This is a genomic window from Ulvibacter litoralis (assembly GCF_900102055.1).
Classification (GTDB): domain Bacteria; phylum Bacteroidota; class Bacteroidia; order Flavobacteriales; family Flavobacteriaceae; genus Ulvibacter; species Ulvibacter litoralis.
On the sequence record NZ_FNBA01000002.1, the window covers coordinates 277,657 to 297,414 of the forward strand.

Below are 19,758 nucleotides of genomic sequence, written 5' to 3' on the forward strand. Positions count from 1 at the left end.
TTATTGAACTTAAAGATACAAAATATGTGCCTTCCTTTTTCTTCCGAGGTATTAATTAAATGTCAATATTTGTATTTTCGATGTTTAGCTTGTTATAAGCGGTGTGTGGTCGGTTTTCAGCATCTTCTAAAGATGGTTTTGAGAGAGATATCGATGTGTAATTAATTCTTCTTTTGAATGTATCTCAATGCTTTTTCCTTCAGAAATAACGATGTTTTTTGTGGTAGTTTGCAATACATCATCAAAATAATGATCGGTAAGAATAATACCTTTAGTGGGTTTTAGCCTTTCTAAAAATAGTTTAATCTCTTCTTTGTGCAATGGTTCAATCATTGAGAAAGGTTCGTCCAATAACAAAAAGGGATGGTCTAAATTTCCAATGAGGATAACTTCAAAGTATCGTAATTCTCCTAACGATAAATCACCCACTCGTTTTGCGGCTATTTTGGCGATACTCGGATTGTAAAACACAGCGTCTTGTTTTTCTTGTGTGTAAAAATACATCGGGATTACATCGCGCACTCTTACATGCTTCGGAATAAAGGAACTTTGTGGGAGATAGGCTATTTGCTGTTTTAAAATGATTTCTTCGGAAGAAACCGAAACTCCATTGATGCTTAACTCTAAGCGATCCGCTTTCAGTGTTCCAAAAATAAGCTTGAGAAGTGTTGACTTTCCGCAGCCATTCTTTCCGAAAACACCTAAAATATCGCCCGTTTTACAGCTAAAAGAGACTTCTTTTAAAATCTCCTTAGATCCAAACGATTTGGTCGCATTATATAAGTCTAAGATCGCCAAAAATGAAATTTATAAGAATGAGAAGAATCACTACGATAGGAATTCCGATAAAAGTATTAAATACAAAAGCGGATTTGAATAACTTCCATTTCGTATATCCTAGATTGTAATAAAAATAGAATTCTTGTTTTTTTACGATGTTGAATACTACTAACCCAACTGGAATTCCTGCGATTATAAATAGAGCAAAAGCTATAAAAGGCCCAAAAATAATAGCACAAAGCACTGTAAACACTAGTACAAACGGAAGTATCCCTTTGTAAAAATGCCACAGTGCTCTGTAAGGTGTTTTAGTCATGACTTACATGACATCCACAACCTCCGTACATAAAGCTATTGGTTTCTTCGTGCCAAGGAAATGCTTCATTCGATTTTTCTGTTTCCCAATAAAATGTAGCACGTTCCTTAGGATAGTAGCCCATTTCATTCATTGTTTTAGCGTCGTAGATACGTCCGTTGCTAATTACTTTTTCAATGTATTGGGTGTTTTCGATGTCTTCTAAAGGATTTTCAGAAAGAATTAATAAATCGGCAAGTTTTCCAACTTCTATCGATCCAATATCGCTTCCTGCACCAATGTAGTTAGCAGCATTGATGGTGGCAGCTTTTAGAGCTTCGTGAGGAGTCATTCCTCCTTGTACTAACATCCAAGTTTCCCAATGTGCTCCGAGTCCTTGTAGTTGTCCGTGAGCTCCCATATTCACTTTTACGCCTGCATCGCTAAGTTTTTTGGTGGTATTTGACACTAAAATGTGACCATTTTCATATTCTTTTTGTGGCGCTTTGTTTCTATGTCTTGTTCTGCTGTCAATAATACCTCTTGGAGTGAAGTTTAATAGTTTTTCATTTTCCCAAACATTGTCACGTTCGTAGTAAAAATACTCTCCATTTAATCCACCATAATTAACAATAAGAGTAGGAGTGTAGCCTACATTACTATGGCTCCATAATTCTAAAACATCTTTGTAAACAGGAGCTACCGGAATGTTATGTTCTACGCCTGTATGCCCGTCAATAACCATAGTGAGATTGTGGAAAAATGTAGAGCCACCTTCAGGAACAACATTTATATTTAATTCGCGCGCAGCTTGCAATACCTGTTGGCGCTGATCACGGCGCGGTTGATTGTAGCTTTTTACACTCTTAGCTCCAAATGCTTTGGTTCGTCTAATGTTACTTCTCGCATCGTCAAGACTATTAATTACAGCTTTAAAATCTCCATCGGCACCATATAGAATAAAACCGGTTGAGTATAACCTTGGACCAATTAATCCACCAGCTTTTTGTAATTCTGATAAGGAAAATACAGTTTCTGTGTTGGCTGAAGGATCATGCGATGTCGTCACTCCAAAGGCTAGGTTCGTCATGAACTGCCAGTTGTTTTGAACGGTAAGTCCAGAACGAAACGCCCCAATATGTGCATGCGCATCTACCATTCCTGGCATTACTGTTTTACCCGCGGCTAGATATATTTTTGCGGTATGAGGAATAGGCATTTCTGATGCTTTTCCAATTTTGATAATGACATTGTCTTTAATTAGAATATTTCCATCTTCAATGACTTCGTCACCATTCATTGTAATAATTCGGGCGTTAGCAATGGCTACAAGTCCGGAAGGCTTATCTACAGGAGCAGTAAGTCCAATTTTAATTCCTTGTTTTGTTAGCTCCGGAATGGTTTCAGGAGAACCAGCTAAAAATGTAAATCGATTCTTGATATCGTTACTGAAGTATTCATCGCCTAAGGTCCACATTATTTTGTCACTGTTTGGTGACCAATGTAAGTTGATACCGGCATCTTCGGCTATTTTAGAAACAGGAACTGATTTTGAGTTGTTGTCGAGATCTATGGTTTTTCCGTTAAGAACCAAGGGAGCTATATATACTTTATGAAGATTTGAAAAAGCGATCCATTTATTGTCAGGACTTGGCACCAAACGATTTCCGTATTTAGACGTAAGGTGTGTTCTTTCGTCGTTTCCTTGTAGATTTATACTAATTAAGCTTTTTGTGTTTTCTCCGAAATATGTTCCTCCCAATTGCAAGAAAATTCGGTTTCCATCGGCAGTATAGGTTGGGTATTCACCTTTGTCGGTTAGTTTTGTTTCTTTTCCTGAAGAAAGATGCATTGTATAAATACCAGGGTTTTTAGTAAAAGTGAACCCTTGATCTGTATTTCCTTTTTCTTTTCTGAACACAATTGATTGTCCGTTAGGAGCGTAAGAAGGTGTTCTGTAAATTGCTTTTGAAGTTGTAATTTTTGTAGGTATTCCTCCAGCTGAAGGAATCGTATAAATAGCACCTTTTTCAAGATCGTTCCAAGTTACATATACAATTTCATTTCCGTTTGGAGAAAATTGAGGTTCAAATTCAAAATCGGTCTCTGATGTTAATCGTTGTGGTGTTCCGTTTGGCAATTCTTTTTTCCATAAATATCCTAAGGCTTGGAAGAGTATTGTATTTCCGTCGGGAGAAGTAACGGCATGCCGAATCATTTTTGGTGTAAAAGTTTCTCTTTCAATAGGAGTATTAAAGTGAACTGTTTCCGCAATATCGATGGCAACATTTACTGTAAAAGGAATTTCAGTAACAGCAAGTGTACTTGTGTTTAATTTTTGAATTTTACCACCACTCCAAAAAACGATTTCAATATTATTAGGCATCCAGTTAAAATTTGGATACACGCCAAAAATAGCCCAAGCTTCTTGTTGATCTTTACTTAATTGATCGTAAACAGGCCATTCTTCACCCGTTTCCAAATCATGAATATAAAGTACTGTTTTCTCACGAACACGTTTAACAAACGCTAACTTTTTACCGTCTCGAGATACTGTTGGTCTTGCAGCACCTCCTGGACCTCCAGTGATCGTTTCTGTTTCACCAGTTTCAAAGTCATAACGTTTTACAACATAAATCTGCTTGTTAGGATCTTTGTTGTATTGAAAATAACCGCCTGGATACATGTCTTCACTGTAGTAAAGGTATTTTCCGTCGGGAGAAACAAAAGGTTCATTTACATCTTGTTGATCATTTTTACGTTCGGTAAGTTGTAAGCCACTTCCACCAGTAATATGGTATTGCCACATCTCTCCAGCACCTAAGCTACGTCCAGAAGAAAAGTGCTTCCGAGCGATAAGTCCGTTTCCGTCAGGTGTCCAAGCAGCATTGTTTAGCAATCTGAAATCTTCTTTAGTGATTTGTTTTGCATTGCTTCCGTTAGCATCCATCACCCAAATGTTATCTCCACCACCTGCGTCACTTGTAAATGAAATTTTAGAACCATCCGGACTAAAACGTGGTTGTATTTCGAAGGGAATCCCTTTCCGAAGTATTGTTGCTTTACCTCCTGTGATTGGCATGCTATAAATGTCGCCTAACATATCAAACACAATGGTTTGTCCGTTCGGACTTACATCTAGGTTCATCCAAGTACCTTCGTTTGTAGTAAAACTATGTTTTTTGTAGTTGAAATCTTTTCCAGGATTGGCAACTTCCCAAGAAGTGTTTTCTTCTTTTTTATCTTTCTTTTTTTGCGCGTAAGTTGCGGTTGAAAAAGTGATGAAAAGTAAAGCAAGTAGTATTCGCATAGCAGTCAGTTTTATTGAAAGCTAAAGATACTAAAATCGTTTTGTCCATTTAGTGTTTGTAAAAGATTAGTAAGAGATTTTAATTCCTTTTGCAAAGCTTTTATTCAAATGAAACGATTCAATACAACTGATTTACATCTTATTTTTTTACTTCGGAAATTTCAGTATCATCCAATTCAAAAAACTCATTTACAGGTTTTTGAAATAATATTGATAGTTTTAGCGATAGAACCGTAGAAGGGACATACCTGTTTTTTTCAATTGAACTTATGGTTTGTCTTGAGACTCCAATTTTATGTGCAAGTTCTTCTTGCGTTAAGTTCAATATAGCCCGTTCAATTTTTAGTCTATTTCTCATTTATTGAATCGCTTTAATAGCTCAAAATAAAAAACTTGAATGCTCAGTAAAATCCATAATATTTGCCAATCTCCCATTCCATTAAAATGTTCTAATTGTTTATCAAAAAGAGAACTTGCTATATAAGAGAATAGGGGATTTGTTAATGTGATTAGTACTCCGGCGATAAAGGCCAAGGCATAGGATTGCATTCTTAAATTCGTAATTAATTCATCTTCAATTTTTTCTTTTGAAATAGAAATAACCAACAAGCCTAAAAGCACGCCATACATTGCTGCTTTTTTTAAGTTGGGCGTATCAATTGATAGTTTGATTCCGATGATAGAAACAACAGAAATTAAAATTATACCAACTCCAACCTTTTTGAAAGAATTGGGTAATTGGTATCTTTTTAATTTCTCAAGACTTTTCCGTTCGCATTCTAAAATTGATTTTAAATCCATGACTCTCATTTAATGTTAAACAATAAGTAAACACCCCTAAAAAGAAAGTTTACTTTACTATATGACAAATATACTTTACATTTTGAAATAAAAAAATAGTTTGCAATTATTTATTACCGTGATTGTTCTCTAGATTTCATATTAGCAGCACATAGTTTAATGATTTCTGCAATTCTTTTTTGTTGCGTTTCTTCGCGCTTTGCTTGGTACAACCATGTTAAATAGTTTTTCCTGTAGCTTGGAGCAAATTTTTGATAATTGTCGTAGGCAGCTGGATTATTACGAAATGCTTTTTCTAAATTTTCAGGAACAATTAAATTTTCCACATCGTCCATGGCGGTCCAAGTTCCTGTTTTTTTAGCTAAGTGAATTGTTTTCCAGCCACTTTCATGAATTAAATGTTCTTGCTCTAATTCTTTTATATAGGATTTGTTAAGCGCACTCCATGTGCTTTTCGGGTTTCTAGGACAAAAAAATTGACGTCGCTTTCCATTTCCTAAACTCTTTACCGTACTATCTATCCAACCATAACATAATGCTTCTTTTACAGCTTCTTCCCAGCGCATTGTGGGAATATTTAGTTCCACTTTGTAGAATATTAGATGTATTCCTTTGGGATGATTGTTATGATGTGTATGAAGCCATTCGCGCCATTCAATAGCTTTAGGAAAGTATAATTCTGGTTTTTCCATTTACAAAGGCTAACGCATGATTGTTTTTATTTTGAAACTTCTTCAGTTTCAACGTAAAAGTCTTCTTTAAAAGAAACTGTTTTAATCGAATTCGGAAACTCCTTTGTATTCCATTCCGAAGAAGGAGTAATCCAAACTTCTTTACCATTTACAATAGCAATCACAGGCATTGTAAAGTCCTCAATAACGTCCTCGTATTTAAACTTCAACGTATTTCCTTCAACCGTGTACACTACTTTTGGGATTAAAATAGTACGTAAGTATTGATCCCAAAATACCGAAAGATCAATTCCACTTTGTTCCGAGATATAGTTTTCAACCTGTTCTGTAGTAACAGTTTGATGGTAAAATTCTTTGTTTAAACCTTTCAGAATAGCTCTCCATTTTGAGTCATCATGAATTAGTTGTCGTACTGTGTGTAATATGTTTGCCCCTTTGTAGTACATATCGCCACTTCCTTCTCGGTTTGCATTATACGTGCCAATTATAGGTCGGTCGTTAGAAACTAATTTACGGGTTCCTAAAACATATTCAGAAGCTGCTTCATCACTAAAATGATAGTTCAAATATAGATTTTCAGAATACGCTGTAAATCCTTCATGAATCCACATATCGGCTACATCTTTATTGGTGATATTATTGGCAAACCATTCATGTCCTGACTCGTGAATTATAATAAAATCGAATTGCAATCCCCATCCAGATTCTGATAAATCTCGTCCTAGATATCCATTTTCATAATGATTTCCGTAGGTAACACTACTTTGATGTTCCATTCCTAAATAGGGAGCTTCTACCAATTTGTAACTGTCTTCGTAAAAAGGGTAGGGACCAAACCAATATTCGAATGCACGCATCATTAATGGCGCTTGTAAAAATTGTTCTTTCGCTTTTTCTTCATTTTCACGAAGTACATAATAATCCATGTCTAAGTTTCCGTTTAGACCTTCATACACTTCCCCGAAATGAACATAATCGCCCACGTTAATATTAACACTGTAATTATTTATAGGGTTTACAACATTCCAAACCCACGTTTTGGTATCGCCATTGTCTTTTGTTTCTACCAATCTTCCGTTAGAGACATCCATTAAATCTTTTGGAGTAGTCACCGAAATAGTCACTCCGTTGTCTGGCTCATCTGCGGGGTGGTCCTTGTTTGGCCACCAAATACTGGATCCAATACCTTGATTAGAGTTGGCAATGAAATGTTTTCCGTTGCTGTCTTTTTTCCAAGTAAATCCGCCATCCCATGGTGGATTTTTAGCTTCTACAGGCTTTCCAGAAAAAAAGACAGTGAGTTTGTTTTCGTCTCCAGGTTTTTGTTTTTCTTTTAGCTTGATGAAATGAGAAATACCTTCTGTTTTATAGGATAATTTCTCACCGTTTTGTTCAACTCTATCGATTCGCATGGGGGGTTGCAATTCTATTTGCATCACCTTATCTCTATCTAATACTTTATAGGTAATTGTATTACTACCTTTTAAAGCCTTTTTATTTGGAAGTACTTCAACCTTCAAATCATAATGGACTAAATCCCACCAAGCTCTTTCCGACGTAATACTTCCTCGTAATTCCTCTTCTTCTGTAATTTTTTGAGCGAAACAACTCGCTGAAATAATAAGCGCTAGGAGAGAAGTTGTTATTTTTTTCATATATACTAAGTGTATTTGTAAACTATCTAATTATTTTATTTGGAAAAACGACCACACTTTCATGTCCATTTTTTCCTACGGAAGCGACCCCAAAGAAATAATTGTCTATTACGATTCCTTCCAATGTTGCTTCTGAAACATCTCCTACAAATCTACTATAATCCCAAGTAGAAGAAGTCGTGTCACGCCAATAAATTTTATATCCTGTAGCGCCAGCAACTTTGTTCCATTTTAATTTTGCTGAAGGTTCAACAATTCCGCCAATGGCAACTTCGGTGGGTGCGGGGGGTGCCCAAGCTAAACTTGCCAAATTGATCGCATTTACGGCCGTTAAGCGTTTTGCGTAGTCAAAATTTACAAAGTTAAGTTTGTCTCCATACTCAATTCCATTCTCTGTTCTAAGGTCTTGATGTTGCTGGGTGTAATTTTCGTGTGCTTCCATAATACGAATCCCAGGAAAGCCAGCATCATTAAAAGGTCGGTGATGTCCGCCTCTTCCAAAACGATCCAATCTATAAATCAACATTGGATTCATTTCGGGCATATAGGTTTGTGTTGTTTTATGAATATAACGGGCTAATTGTCTAGAAATTCCGTCTACTTCGCCTCCGTAAAAACGTCTTGCATTTCGTTCTTTTTCAGTTTCGGTAGGAGGAACGGGTTCACTAAAAATACGGAAGTCAGTATTACTTGTAATACCATCAACTCCTGTAATATTACCAATCATATCATTGTTAATAACACCAATTAGATCCCAACCGTTGGTTTTGGCAAACTCTGCAAATCCCTTACCGCCATACAAACCTTGTTCTTCACCACTAAGACCTATATATACAACGCTATTTTCAAAACTATACTTGGAAAGGACTCTAGCTGCTTCAAGAGTTCCTGCCATTCCGCTGGCATTATCGTTGGCGCCAGGCGCATCCGAAGTAAAATCATTTGGATCTGTAACACGCGAATCGATATCGCCACTCATAATTATATACCGATTTGGGTATTTCGTTCCTTTTTGTACAGCAACGACATTTACCACCCAAACATCTTTTGTGATTCGATTGTTATCCCCTTTTTTAATAAGATTTTTTTGATAGTAAACGTTTAAACATTGCGAACAACCTTCAGAAATGCCTTCAAACTCTTTTTTAATCCATCGTCTGGCAGCACCGATTCCTCGTGTATCCGATACCATATCACTTAAAGTGTGTCGCGTTCCGAAGTTAGCCAAAGTCGTAATATCTTTTTCAATACGTTCCGAAGAAACACTTGAAATAATATCATACATACGCACATCTGTTTGCGCGATTGTAACAACCGTAACTAATAAATTAAAAACTAAAAGGTAAAATCTCATTGTTGTTCTTTCGAATAAAAGTAGCGAAAAGAAAGTTTTTTTGCATTTATTCTGAAAAGTTTATCATTTTTAAGCAAAATAATTAGTCGTTTGGTTCGGCAACAATGGCAATGTAATTTTGATTCGGACTCACAGCAAGGCGTGTGATGTTTGTGATATTGTCTTCGGAAAGATCTGCAACTTCACTCCATTCTTCGTTTAAAAAAGTATCATACAAGTATATTTTACTGTTGCTACCTATCAGAATCTGAGAGTCATTTAACCAAGCGTAATCTTGAATACCCACTGGCAGTTGGCACACAAAAAAACTTTCATAAGTTTCCATATTTAGTAAAAAGAGTTCTTGATTCTTGTCTTTGTTGGCAAGCGTGTAGCTTATGGTGTTAGAATTTGGAACTTTACTAATGGAACGTCCCACATTGGTTACTAAGGTATCTGTTTTTTGGGACTTTAATTTTGAAACAACCAAGTCTAGCTCGTCATCACGAAGTACGGAAGCAACTAATGTATTGTCATCGTAATAATCGTAATAGGCGACTTGGAGTCCTTTAATTGCTTCGGAAGGGTTTTTAAAACCTTTTTCGTAAAAATACAAGCGTTGCAAACCATCGGGGTCTAGTCGTACAGCGGAAACAACATTGGTTTTGTTAGGGACCATTTTTGGAGAATATTCACCTCCTGGCGTACTTTTGTAAAAATTATTTTTGGTTTTAGTAGCAATAGAATAAGTGGTGATATCTGTCTGATTTGTATTATTCCCAGCAAAAAGCACTTCTGAATTACCCACGAATGATGGCTGATTGTCGTAACCAGCATCGTTTGAAATGTTTTGAAAATTATAAATAGCCAATCCGCCATATTCAGATTTCACATTTCCCAAATAGACTTCTGGGTTTGTTTGTGCAAAAAGAGAGCAGGAAGTACCTAATAGGATCGTAGCAATTATTTTATTCATCAGTAGCTTTTAGTTTTTTAATATAGCAAAGTTCGAACCAAAGTTATAAAATATAAAAAAGCTCCCTTCATATAAAAACGATTTTATGCATTGATTTTAATTGATAAAATGGTTTAAGAGTTTTCGCACTTCTTTAGTACCATCGACATAATATTTAGCGGCTGTTTTTTGTAATCCAACTTTTATAGTAATGGCAGTTTCGGGTAATTCTTGAAACATAAATTCGTCTGTCCAATCATCACCAATTGCAAAAACAAAATCGTAAGTATCATCATTGAAAACACGCATAGCAGCACGTCCTTTGTTTACATTACTACTTTTTATTTCCACTACTTTGTTACCATTTAGTACGCTTAAATCATCGTTGGCAATTAAACTGGTTAATACAGTATTTAGTTCTGTAGCTCTTTTTTGACCAAAATCTGGGTCCGTTTTTCTGTAATGCCACGCCATTGAATAGTTTTTTTCTTCAATAAAACTTCCTGGCGTTCGGTCTACAAAAGATTCTAATACTGGATATATTTTTTCCATCCAGTCTCTTTTCACATTTTCTAACATTCTAAATTCTTCGCCAGCTTTTGAAATCCAAACTCCGTGTTCTACAATCATATTGTATTTTTTATGTAAAAACCACTTCGTAAAGGTTTCTTTATCTCGACCGCTTATTAAATACATATGGGTATTTGGTTGCGAAGAAATTTCATCTAATAAGGTATATAACTCTTGATCAGGTTTGGCTTTTTGAGGGTCGTTTTTAAACGCAGCCAAGGTGCCGTCGTAATCTATAAATAACAATCGTTTTTTAGCATTGGTATAGTTGTTTTGTACTGAATCTAAGAGTTTGGTAGATAATTTTCTTGAAACATATATATTCCCAGCTTCTTTTTGATTTTTTAAAGAGTTTATAAAATCATTGGCCCATTTTTCAACGTTGTAACGTTCCAATCTTTTTTGTAGAATATCGTTGCGTTCCTGTTGCTCTTCCAAAGGCATATTTATCGCTTTGCATAAGGCTTCAGAGGTTTGTTCAAAATTATTAGGATTGATTAGAAGTGATTCGTTCATTTCATTAGCAGAACCTGCCATTTCACTTAATATTAAAACTCCCGATTTGTCTGTTCGTGTAGCGATATATTCTTTAGCAACCAAATTCATTCCATCTCGAATAGGAGTAAGCCACGCGATATCACACGATGTGTATAAATCAATTAAATTTTCAAAAGGCATTGATCTATAAAAATACCAAATAGGAGTCCAATTTACTGTTGAAAATTCTCCATTAATTCTGCCTACGAGTTCGTCAATCTCTTTTTTTAGCAATTGATATTGTGGAACATTAGACCGAGAAGGCACCGCTAGTATTATTAAGCGAACCTTTTCTTTATATTTTGGATGCTTGTTTAAAAAATATTCAAAAGCTTTCAATCTTTTGGCAATTCCTTTGGAGTAATCTAACCGGTCTATCGATAAGATTAATTTTGCATTTTTGGTTGACTCTTTATGTGCATTTAATCGTTGTTGAAAGTCTGATTGATTTTCGATTGTATTCAGTGAATTGGCTTTTCCAGCTTCACTAAACTTTTTATAGTCAATACCCATTGGAAAAGAATCTACCTTAACAATTCTATTGTCAATATGTATTTCGTTAAAACTAACCTCTAGTCGCAACAAGCGTCTAACGGAACTTAAAAAATGTCGTTCGTAATCATAGGTGTGAAAGCCTATTAAGTCGGAGCCTAACAAACCTAATAAAATCTCTTCACGCCAAGGTAAGGTTCTAAATATCTCGTAAGAAGGAAAAGGTATGTGTAGAAAGAAACCAATAGAAATATCAGGTTTTTTATTTTTCACCATTTGCGGAACCAGCATTAATTGGTAATCGTGAACCCAAATAATATCATCATCGTCAGCTTTACTTATAATTTCATCTGCAAATTTTTGATTTACGGCTTTGTATATTTCCCAATTTGTCAATTCAAACTCAGCATACTCTAAAAAGTAATGAAACAAAGGCCAAATAGTTCGGTTGCTAAATCCGAAATAAAAACCATCAACCTCACTTTCAGTTAAGTTTACTTTGGAGCAGCCATGCTCTTTTAATGCGGCATCAATATCCTTTTCTAGTTCAGTAGGGATGTTTTCGGCTGTTAAGCCACTCCAACCTATCCATAAATCGTTACTTCCAGAGTGAACAGATTTCATTCCTGTTGCCAATCCTCCAATACTAGGTGTTGATTTAATCTCTTTATTGTGAATTTCTAATTGAACAGGTAGTCTATTTGAGATAATGATAGTTTTACTCATAAATCGCTATTTTTTGGCTGAAATTAGCTGGTTTTTGTATAAATTTCGATAAAATTGGTATGAAAACCTACTAAATGGAAGTATTTAACCCTAATTTACTATATGAATAATTTAGACTACGGAATAATAGGAAATTGTAGAAGCGCAGCGTTAATCTCTAAGAATGGCGCAATAGAATGGAGCTGCTTACCAACGTTTGACTCTTCTTCCGTTTTTGCAAAAATTTTAGATGAAAAGAAAGGAGGAAGCTTTGAAATTGAAACGACTAATAATTATACCATTACACAAGAATACAAGCTGCATACCGCCATACTAATTACTACATTTTCCGAAGGAAACAATGTTTTTGAAGTAAGAGATTTTATGCCGCGATATAGAGTAGAGGATGGGACGTATTATTCTCCGCCAGAGATTATACGATACATACGTTATATTTCGGGTACCCCTAAGTTTAAAGTACGTTACAATCCTAAATTGGAATATGCAGCTGGAGTAACAAAAACCTACATTAAAAAAGACTTTATTACTAGCTTAACGCACGGCGAAAAATTTGACACGGTTTTTTTATATACTTCTTTTATTAAAGAAGATGTTGTAAACGGTACTGAAATAGAACTTACTGAAGATGGTTATTTTCTGTTTGGTTATAACGAAAAAATATTTGCTCCTACTGTTGAAAAAATATATTTAGAACAACAAAGCACTAAGGTATATTGGCTTAATTGGAGTACTAAAACACCAAGTTATAATTTATACAACAATGAAATAAATAGGAGTTCTATAACTTTAAAACTGCTTAGTTACGATAAAACAGGAGCTGTATTAGCTGCGGCAACAACATCATTACCAGAAACCATAGGAGATGTTCGGAATTGGGATTACCGCTTTTGTTGGATTCGAGATGCTTCTATGGTGATTAAAGTAATGTCTGAACTCGGACATAAGAATGTAGCTAAAAGATACCTTCAATTTATTATTGATCTTATTCCTGACAAGGATGAGAAACTACAAATTATGTATGGTATTAATAAGGAAAAACGACTCACAGAAATAACCTTAGATCATTTAGAAGGATACAAAGGATCTAAGCCCGTACGTGTTGGAAATGCAGCATACAAGCAAAAGCAGAATGACATTTACGGTATTTTAATGGATGTTATTTACCAGCAACTTAATAAATTCTCTAACGACATTGAAAATGGAGAAGATCTCTGGGGAATTACTAAAGGGATTGTTTGGATTGTAGATAAACACTGGCGAGAAGCAGATAAAGGAATTTGGGAATTTAGAGCTGAAGATCGCCATTTTACATTTTCTAAAGTGTTGTGCTGGGTCGCTATAGATCGTGCTATTAAAGTAGCTCGCATTTTTAATAAAACACATAAAATTGAAAAGTGGATTAAGATAGAAGAAGAAATTAAAAAAGACATTCACGATAATGCTTGGAATGCTTCTGTTAACGCATTTACACAATCGTATGGATCTACTTATTTAGACGCCTCTGTTTTGTTAATGGAATCGTATGGTTTTATTGAAGCCAAACACCCTAAGTTTATAGCTACAGTAAAAGCCATTGAAGCTACCTTATGCAATGATGGACTATTATATCGTTATAAAAACGAAGACGATTTTGGATTGCCATCATCCTCTTTCACCATTTGCACATTTTGGTTTATTAATAGTTTATTTAAAATTGGAGAGGAAGAAAAAGCATTGACTTATTTTAATAAATTGTTGGGGTACAGTAATCATTTAGGGTTATTTAGTGAAGATATTGATTTTAAAACCAAACGATTGTTGGGTAATTTTCCGCAAGCCTATTCTCATTTGGCTTTGATAGAATGTGCTATTAATTTTTCATCTAAAGTGACAGATGAGAAGGTGTTAGAATCCATGCGGTAATAGTTTTTTATGCTTTTTTAATAATATATAAAAAAACCGCCCCTTTTTAAGGAGGCGGTTTAAACTAACTAACCAATTTTCAATTTATATTAAATTGAATTTTTAGAATGAATATTTGCCTTCAGCTTTCACTTTTTCAGCAATTTCATTGCGCAAATCTACAATATCAGGGTAGTTTGCATATTTTGTAAATCGTTTAAGACCCATAAGCATCATACGTTGCTCGTCACCTTCTGCAAAAGAAATAATACTTTCTTTTCCTTTTTCTTCTACGATATCTACAGCGTGGTATAAATATAATTTTGCCATAGCAATTTGAGCCGATTGCTCTTTTTCGCCAAAGCGTTTTACATTTTTCTCTGTTCTTAAAATGGCAGATTCTGCCATATAGATTTCAATCAAAATATCGGCTGCAGCAATAAGTAATTGTTGGTGATCTTCTAATTGTGGTCCGTATTTTTGAACAGCACCACCCGCAACCATTAAGAAAGTCTTTTTAAGCTTCTGAATCATTTGCTTTTCTTCTGAAAATAATTCAGAATAATCGGGTGTTTCAAATGAAGGGATACCCATCAATTCTTCTTGTACTTTTTGAGCAGGACCTAATAAATCTACATGTCCTTTCATTGCTTTCTTAACCAACATACCTACTGAAAGCATACGATTAATTTCGTTGGTACCTTCATAAATACGTGCAATACGAGCATCTCTCCAAGCTGCCTCCATAGGAGTTTCTTCAGAGAATCCCATTCCACCAAAGATTTGAATTCCTTCATCGGCACAGTTTTGAACGTCTTCAGAAACGGCTACTTTCAGAATAGAACATTCAATAGCATATTCTTCAACACCTTTTAATTCAGCTTCTTGATGTGTGTTACCACCAGCAACTCGCATATTGATTCTATCTTCAATATTTTTAGCAGCTCTGTACGTAGCAGATTCTCCAGCATAAGCACTAGTTGCCATTTCAGCTAATTTTACTTTTATAGCACCAAATTCTGAAATAGCTGTATTAAATTGTTTACGCTCATTCGCATAGGTTACAGCAGTTGTTAGAATACGACGTTGCGAATCTAAACAAGCTCCCGCTAATTTAATACGACCTACGTTAAGGGCGTTCATTGCAATTTTGAAGCCTTCTCCGCGACCTGCAAGCATATTTTCTACAGGAACTACTGTTTCGCTAAAAAAGACTTGACGTGTTGAAGAGGCACGAATTCCTAATTTGTGTTCTTCTTCACCTAATGTAATTCCATTTGAATTTTCTGGATTGTACTCTACGATAAATCCTGTAATGTTTTTATCATTTTCAATTCGAGCAAAAACAATCATCAAGCTACAGAAACCTGCATTTGAGATCCACATCTTTTGTCCGTTAATTTTATACGATTTTCCATCTTCCGATAGGGTAGCGGTTGTTTTTCCAGAATTTGCATCCGATCCTGCACCTGGTTCTGTTAAACAATACGCTCCAAACCATTCGCCTGTAGCCAATTTTGGAACATATTTTTTCTTTTGTTCTTCAGTACCATATAATGTAATAGGCATTGTACCAATTCCTGTGTGGGCACCAAAAGCAGTACTAAAAGAACCTGTTCCGCTAGAGATATAGTCACATGTAAGTAAGGTAGAAACAAATCCCATTCCTAGTCCAGCATATTCTTCAGGAACAGCTACTCCTAAAAAGCCAAGTTCACCAGCTTTACGCATAACTTCTTCAGTTAAGGCATAATCTTTTGCTTCAAATCTTGCTCTGTGTGCTATAATTTCACGTTCGTTGAACTCCATTACAGCATCTTTCATCATTTTCTGCTCTTCTGAAAAATCTTCAGGAGTAAATACGTCTTCGCATTTTGTTTCTTTTACTAAGAACTGACCTCCGCGTAGGATGTCTTTTTCTGTATCTGCCATGTTTTTATTATCTAATTTGTTCTTTACTATTAATTTGTCTGTTCGAGCGCAGTCGAAAACTATTTTTTAGATATCCGGTCAATTAGGTCTCGACTGCACTCGACCGGACAGTAACTGTTTTTAATTCAAAAACTCAAAAATACCGCAAGCTCCTTGTCCGGTTCCAACGCACATAGTTACAGCACCGTATTTTCCTTTCATATCGCGTTTGCGCATTTCATCAAACAATTGCACTGAAAGTTTTGCTCCTGTACATCCTAATGGGTGTCCCAATGCAATAGCTCCTCCATTTACATTAATAATGTCTGGATTCAACTTTAACTCTCTAATTACCGCTAAAGATTGTGACGCAAAGGCTTCGTTTAATTCAATTAACTCTAAATCTGATTGTTGTAAACCTGCTTGTTTTAGGGCTTTCGGAATTGCTTTTACAGGTCCTATTCCCATGATACGAGGTTCTACACCCGCTGCAGCGTAGTTTACCAGTCTTGCGATTGGCTCAAGGTTTAATTCTTTCACCATATCTTCACTCATTACCATAACAAAGGCAGCTCCATCACTCATTTGTGATGAGTTTCCAGCAGTTACACTTCCTCCAGCAGCAAATACAGCACGTAATTTTGCCAATGCTTCTTTGCTTGTCCCAGCACGTGGACCTTCATCTTTAGTAACGGTATATGATTTTGTTGCTTTTTTCCCGTTTGCATCTACATATGTTTGATCAACAGTAATAGGTACAATCTGATCTTGAAAACGATTTTCAGCTTGTGCTTTTAAAGCTTTCATGTGCGAATTAAAAGCAAATTCATCTTGGTCTTCGCGAGATACGTTGAATTGTTTTGCAACTGCTTCAGCCGTATTTCCCATTCCCCAATAGTAATCTTCATGTCCTGATTTTACAAGGTCGTAGTTCAATTCTGGTTTAAAACCTGTCATCGGAACCGAACTCATACTTTCAGCACCACCTGCGATAATACAATCTGCCATTCCAGCTTGTATTTTTGCCGTAGCCATTCCGATCGTTTCAATACCTGACGAACAAAAACGGTTTACAGTAACACCAGGAACATCAACAATGTCTAATCCCATTAAGGATATAAGACGTGCCATGTTCAATCCTTGTGAACCTTCTGGCATTGCATTACCAACAATTACGTCGTCAATACGTTTCGGATCTAAGTTTGGCAATTCCTTCATCATGTACTTGATGGTTTCGGCAGCCAATTCGTCTGTTCTTTTAAAGCGGAAAACTCCTTTTGGTGCTTTACCAACTGCAGTTCTGTATGCTTTTACTATATATGCTGTTTTCATTTTTTTTCGATTTTTTTAGATTTTTAGGTAGTTTGATTTTGGAATTTCTAACAATAGAGCATTCCTATAATCCAACGATCTAATTTCTTAAAGGTTTTCCTTTCGTTAACATGTGTTGTAATCTTTCTAATGTTTTACGTTCTCCACATAAACTCAAGAAAGCTTCTCTTTCTAAATCTAACAAGTATTGTTCAGACACAAGTGTTGGTTCAGATAAATCACCACCCGCCATTACGTAGGCAAGTTTATTGGCAATTTTATTGTCGTGTTCGCTAATATAGTTACTGTCTTTCATCGAGTCAGTTCCCACTAAGAACATACCTAAAGCCTGTTTTCCTAAAACTTTTACGTCGTTTCGTTTTACAGGTTTTGTGTATCCTTGGTCTGCCATCATTCTAGCAACTGCTTTCGCTGTTGCAATTTGTCTGTCTTTATTTACCACTACGATGTCCTTTCCAGGTAATAAAATTCCTGAATCGTAGGCTTCATAAGCAGAAGTAGATACTTTAGCCATTCCTATGGTTAAGAAATACTCTTGCAAGGTGTTTAATTCAACATCTCCTTTTCTAAAGGTGTCACTTGCTCTAAGTGCCATTTCTTTAGATCCTCCACCGCCAGGAATTACTCCAACGCCAAATTCTACAAGACCAATATAACTTTCAGCAGCAGCAACTACTTTATCTGCATGCAATGTCATTTCGCAACCTCCACCTAGCGTCATTCCATGAGGAGCGACTACAGTAGGAATAGAGGAGTAGCGCAAACGCATACAACTATCTTGGAAATACTTAATAGCAGCATTCAGTTCGTCGTATTCTTGTTCGGCAGCCATCATAAAAATCATTCCGATATTTGCACCCACAGAGAAGTTTGGTCCTTGATTTCCGACTACTAATCCGTCAAAATCTTTTTCAGCAATATCAATTGCTTTGTTTAATCCGGCAAGAACGTCGCCTCCAATGCTATTCATTTTGCTTTGGAATTCTACATTTAAAATTCCGTCGCCTAAATCTTCAACAACAACGCCACTATTTTTAAATACTTCGGAAGATTTTCTAATGTTATCTAAAATGATAAATGAATCTTGTCCTGGTATTTTTACATATTTTTTCTGCGGAATGTCATAATAATAAGTAGCACCGTCTTTCACAGTATAGAAAGACTCTACACCTGAAGCAAGCATTTCTTCAATCCAAGCGGCAGGTTCTTTTCCTAAATCTTTAATAAGTTGTATTCCAGCGTTAACACCAACAGCATCCCAGATTTGGAAGGGTCCGTGTTCCCAACCGAAACCAGCTTTCATAGCGTCGTCAATTTTGTAAAACTCGTCAGTAATTTCAGGAATACGTTTTGAAACATAAGCAAACATACTTCCGAAGCTTTTTTGGTAGAATTCACCTGCTTTGTCTTTTCCTTTAACTAACACTTTAAAACGATCGGCTACTTTGTCGATGGTTTTAGTAAGTTCTAAGGTTGCGAAACTGGCTCTTTTTCCTTTACGGTATTCTAAAGTGTCAAGGTCTAATCCTAAAATTTCACTACTTCCGTCTGCGTTTTTTACTTTTTTGTAAAACCCTTGTCCAGATTTACTACCCAACCATTTATTTTCCATCAAAGTATTGATGAAGTCTGGCAATTTGAAAATATCGTGTTCTTCGTCGTTCGGGCAATTTTCATAAATACCGTTAGCAACGTGTACTAAAGTGTCTAATCCAACTACATCTACGGTTCTGAAGGTAGCAGATTTTGGACGTCCAATAACAGGACCTGTTAATTTATCTACTTCTTCAATGGTAAGTCCCATTTCTTTTACAAGGTGGAACAGACTTTGAATTCCGAAGATACCGATACGGTTTCCAATAAATGCAGGGGTATCTTTAGCGATTACCGAAGTTTTTCCGAGGAATTTTTCTCCGTAACCATTCAAGAAATCTAATACTTCAGTTGAAGTTTCAGGTCCAGGAATGATTTCAAATAATTTTAAATAACGTGGTGGGTTAAAGAAGTGCGTTCCGCAGAAATGCTTTTTAAAGTCATCGCTTCTACCTTCACTCATAAACTTAATAGGAATACCAGAGGTGTTTGAAGTAATCAACGTTCCTGGTGTTCTGTGTTTTTCAAGATTGTCAAACACTATTTTTTTAATGTCTAGACGCTCTACAACTACTTCGATAATCCAATCTACTTCCGATACTTTTGCAATATCGTCTTCCAAATTTCCCGTTGAAATTCGCTTCGCGAAATCAATGTGATATAAAGGAGCTGGCTTCGATTTAATAGCTTTTGCTAAATCGTCATTTACCAAACGGTTACGAACAACTTTGTCTTCTAGTGTTAGTCCTTTCGCTTTTTCTTTGTCGTTTAATTCGCGAGGTACAATATCTAGTAATAGTACTTCTACACCAATATTGGCAAAATGGCAAGCAATACCGCTTCCCATGATACCGGAACCAATAACGGCTACTTTGTTTATTCTTCTTTTTGACAT

14 protein-coding genes are annotated in these 19,758 nt (G+C 35.8%); 1 reads left to right on the forward strand and 13 read right to left on the reverse strand.

All coding sequences use genetic code 11. The features are described 5' to 3' along the window. Positions 1 to 126 precede the first annotated feature (126 nt). The 10 genes from BLQ00_RS07310 to BLQ00_RS07355 all read right to left on the reverse strand — a co-directional run bounded on the left by BLQ00_RS07310 (position 127) and on the right by BLQ00_RS07355 (position 12,146). Positions 127 to 798, reverse strand: a complete 672-nt coding sequence (locus tag BLQ00_RS07310; protein WP_093142546.1) for an ATP-binding cassette domain-containing protein — start codon at positions 796 to 798, stop codon at positions 127 to 129. Continuing rightward, on the reverse strand, positions 776 to 1,096 hold the full coding sequence (locus tag BLQ00_RS17560) for a hypothetical protein (RefSeq protein WP_093142549.1): 321 nt from the start codon (positions 1,094 to 1,096) through the stop codon (positions 776 to 778). Before BLQ00_RS17560 ends, BLQ00_RS07310 begins: the two co-directional genes overlap by 23 nt. Next, positions 1,089 to 4,385 (reverse strand): amidohydrolase family protein, encoded by a 3,297-nt coding sequence (locus tag BLQ00_RS07320; RefSeq protein WP_093142551.1) that lies wholly within the window; start codon positions 4,383 to 4,385, stop codon positions 1,089 to 1,091. The genes BLQ00_RS17560 and BLQ00_RS07320 overlap by 8 nt, the downstream gene beginning before the upstream one ends. A 139-nt stretch (positions 4,386 to 4,524) precedes the next feature. After that, positions 4,525 to 4,743 carry a helix-turn-helix transcriptional regulator gene (locus BLQ00_RS07325; protein WP_093142553.1) on the reverse strand — a complete coding sequence of 73 codons (219 nt, stop codon included), beginning with the start codon at positions 4,741 to 4,743 and terminating at the stop codon, positions 4,525 to 4,527. Next, the gene (locus BLQ00_RS07330) at positions 4,740 to 5,186 is read right to left on the reverse strand and encodes a hypothetical protein (RefSeq protein WP_093142556.1); all 447 of its coding nucleotides are present in this window, start codon (positions 5,184 to 5,186) and stop codon (positions 4,740 to 4,742) included. The genes BLQ00_RS07325 and BLQ00_RS07330 overlap by 4 nt, the downstream gene beginning before the upstream one ends. Before the next feature lie 113 nt (positions 5,187 to 5,299). Continuing rightward, positions 5,300 to 5,878, reverse strand: a complete 579-nt coding sequence (locus BLQ00_RS07335; RefSeq protein ID WP_093142558.1) for a YdeI/OmpD-associated family protein — start codon at positions 5,876 to 5,878, stop codon at positions 5,300 to 5,302. A 26-nt stretch (positions 5,879 to 5,904) separates the two neighbouring features. After that, on the reverse strand, positions 5,905 to 7,533 hold the full coding sequence (locus BLQ00_RS07340; RefSeq protein ID WP_093142561.1) for a M1 family metallopeptidase: 1,629 nt from the start codon (positions 7,531 to 7,533) through the stop codon (positions 5,905 to 5,907). A 22-nt stretch (positions 7,534 to 7,555) separates the two neighbouring features. Then, entirely contained in the window at positions 7,556 to 8,887 is a 1,332-nt protein-coding gene (locus BLQ00_RS07345; protein ID WP_093142563.1) for a M28 family peptidase, read from the reverse strand. Between the two features lie 82 nt (positions 8,888 to 8,969). Beyond that, positions 8,970 to 9,842: a hypothetical protein gene (locus tag BLQ00_RS07350; RefSeq protein WP_093142567.1), complete on the reverse strand. Its 873-nt coding sequence runs from the start codon at positions 9,840 to 9,842 to the stop codon at positions 8,970 to 8,972. A 96-nt stretch (positions 9,843 to 9,938) separates the two neighbouring features. Beyond that, positions 9,939 to 12,146, reverse strand: coding sequence for a bifunctional alpha,alpha-trehalose-phosphate synthase (UDP-forming)/trehalose-phosphatase (locus tag BLQ00_RS07355; protein ID WP_093142570.1), 2,208 nt, complete (start codon positions 12,144 to 12,146; stop codon positions 9,939 to 9,941). A gap of 102 nt (positions 12,147 to 12,248) precedes the next feature. Between BLQ00_RS07355 and BLQ00_RS07360 the strand changes: the two genes are divergently transcribed. Then, positions 12,249 to 14,048: a glycoside hydrolase family 15 protein gene (locus BLQ00_RS07360; protein ID WP_093142572.1), complete on the forward strand. Its 1,800-nt coding sequence runs from the start codon at positions 12,249 to 12,251 to the stop codon at positions 14,046 to 14,048. A gap of 102 nt (positions 14,049 to 14,150) precedes the next feature. On the opposite strand, the gene BLQ00_RS07365 is transcribed toward BLQ00_RS07360, so the two are convergent. The 3 genes from BLQ00_RS07365 to BLQ00_RS07375 all read right to left on the reverse strand — a co-directional run bounded on the left by BLQ00_RS07365 (position 14,151) and on the right by BLQ00_RS07375 (position 19,758). After that, complete coding sequence (locus BLQ00_RS07365; protein ID WP_093142575.1) at positions 14,151 to 15,959, reverse strand: acyl-CoA dehydrogenase family protein; 1,809 nt, start codon at positions 15,957 to 15,959, stop codon at positions 14,151 to 14,153. Between the two features lie 120 nt (positions 15,960 to 16,079). Continuing rightward, positions 16,080 to 17,270, reverse strand: a complete 1,191-nt coding sequence (locus BLQ00_RS07370) for an acetyl-CoA C-acyltransferase (RefSeq protein ID WP_093142577.1) — start codon at positions 17,268 to 17,270, stop codon at positions 16,080 to 16,082. 79 nt (positions 17,271 to 17,349) lie between these two features. Further along, positions 17,350 to 19,758, reverse strand: coding sequence for a 3-hydroxyacyl-CoA dehydrogenase/enoyl-CoA hydratase family protein (locus tag BLQ00_RS07375; RefSeq protein ID WP_093142580.1), 2,409 nt, complete (start codon positions 19,756 to 19,758; stop codon positions 17,350 to 17,352).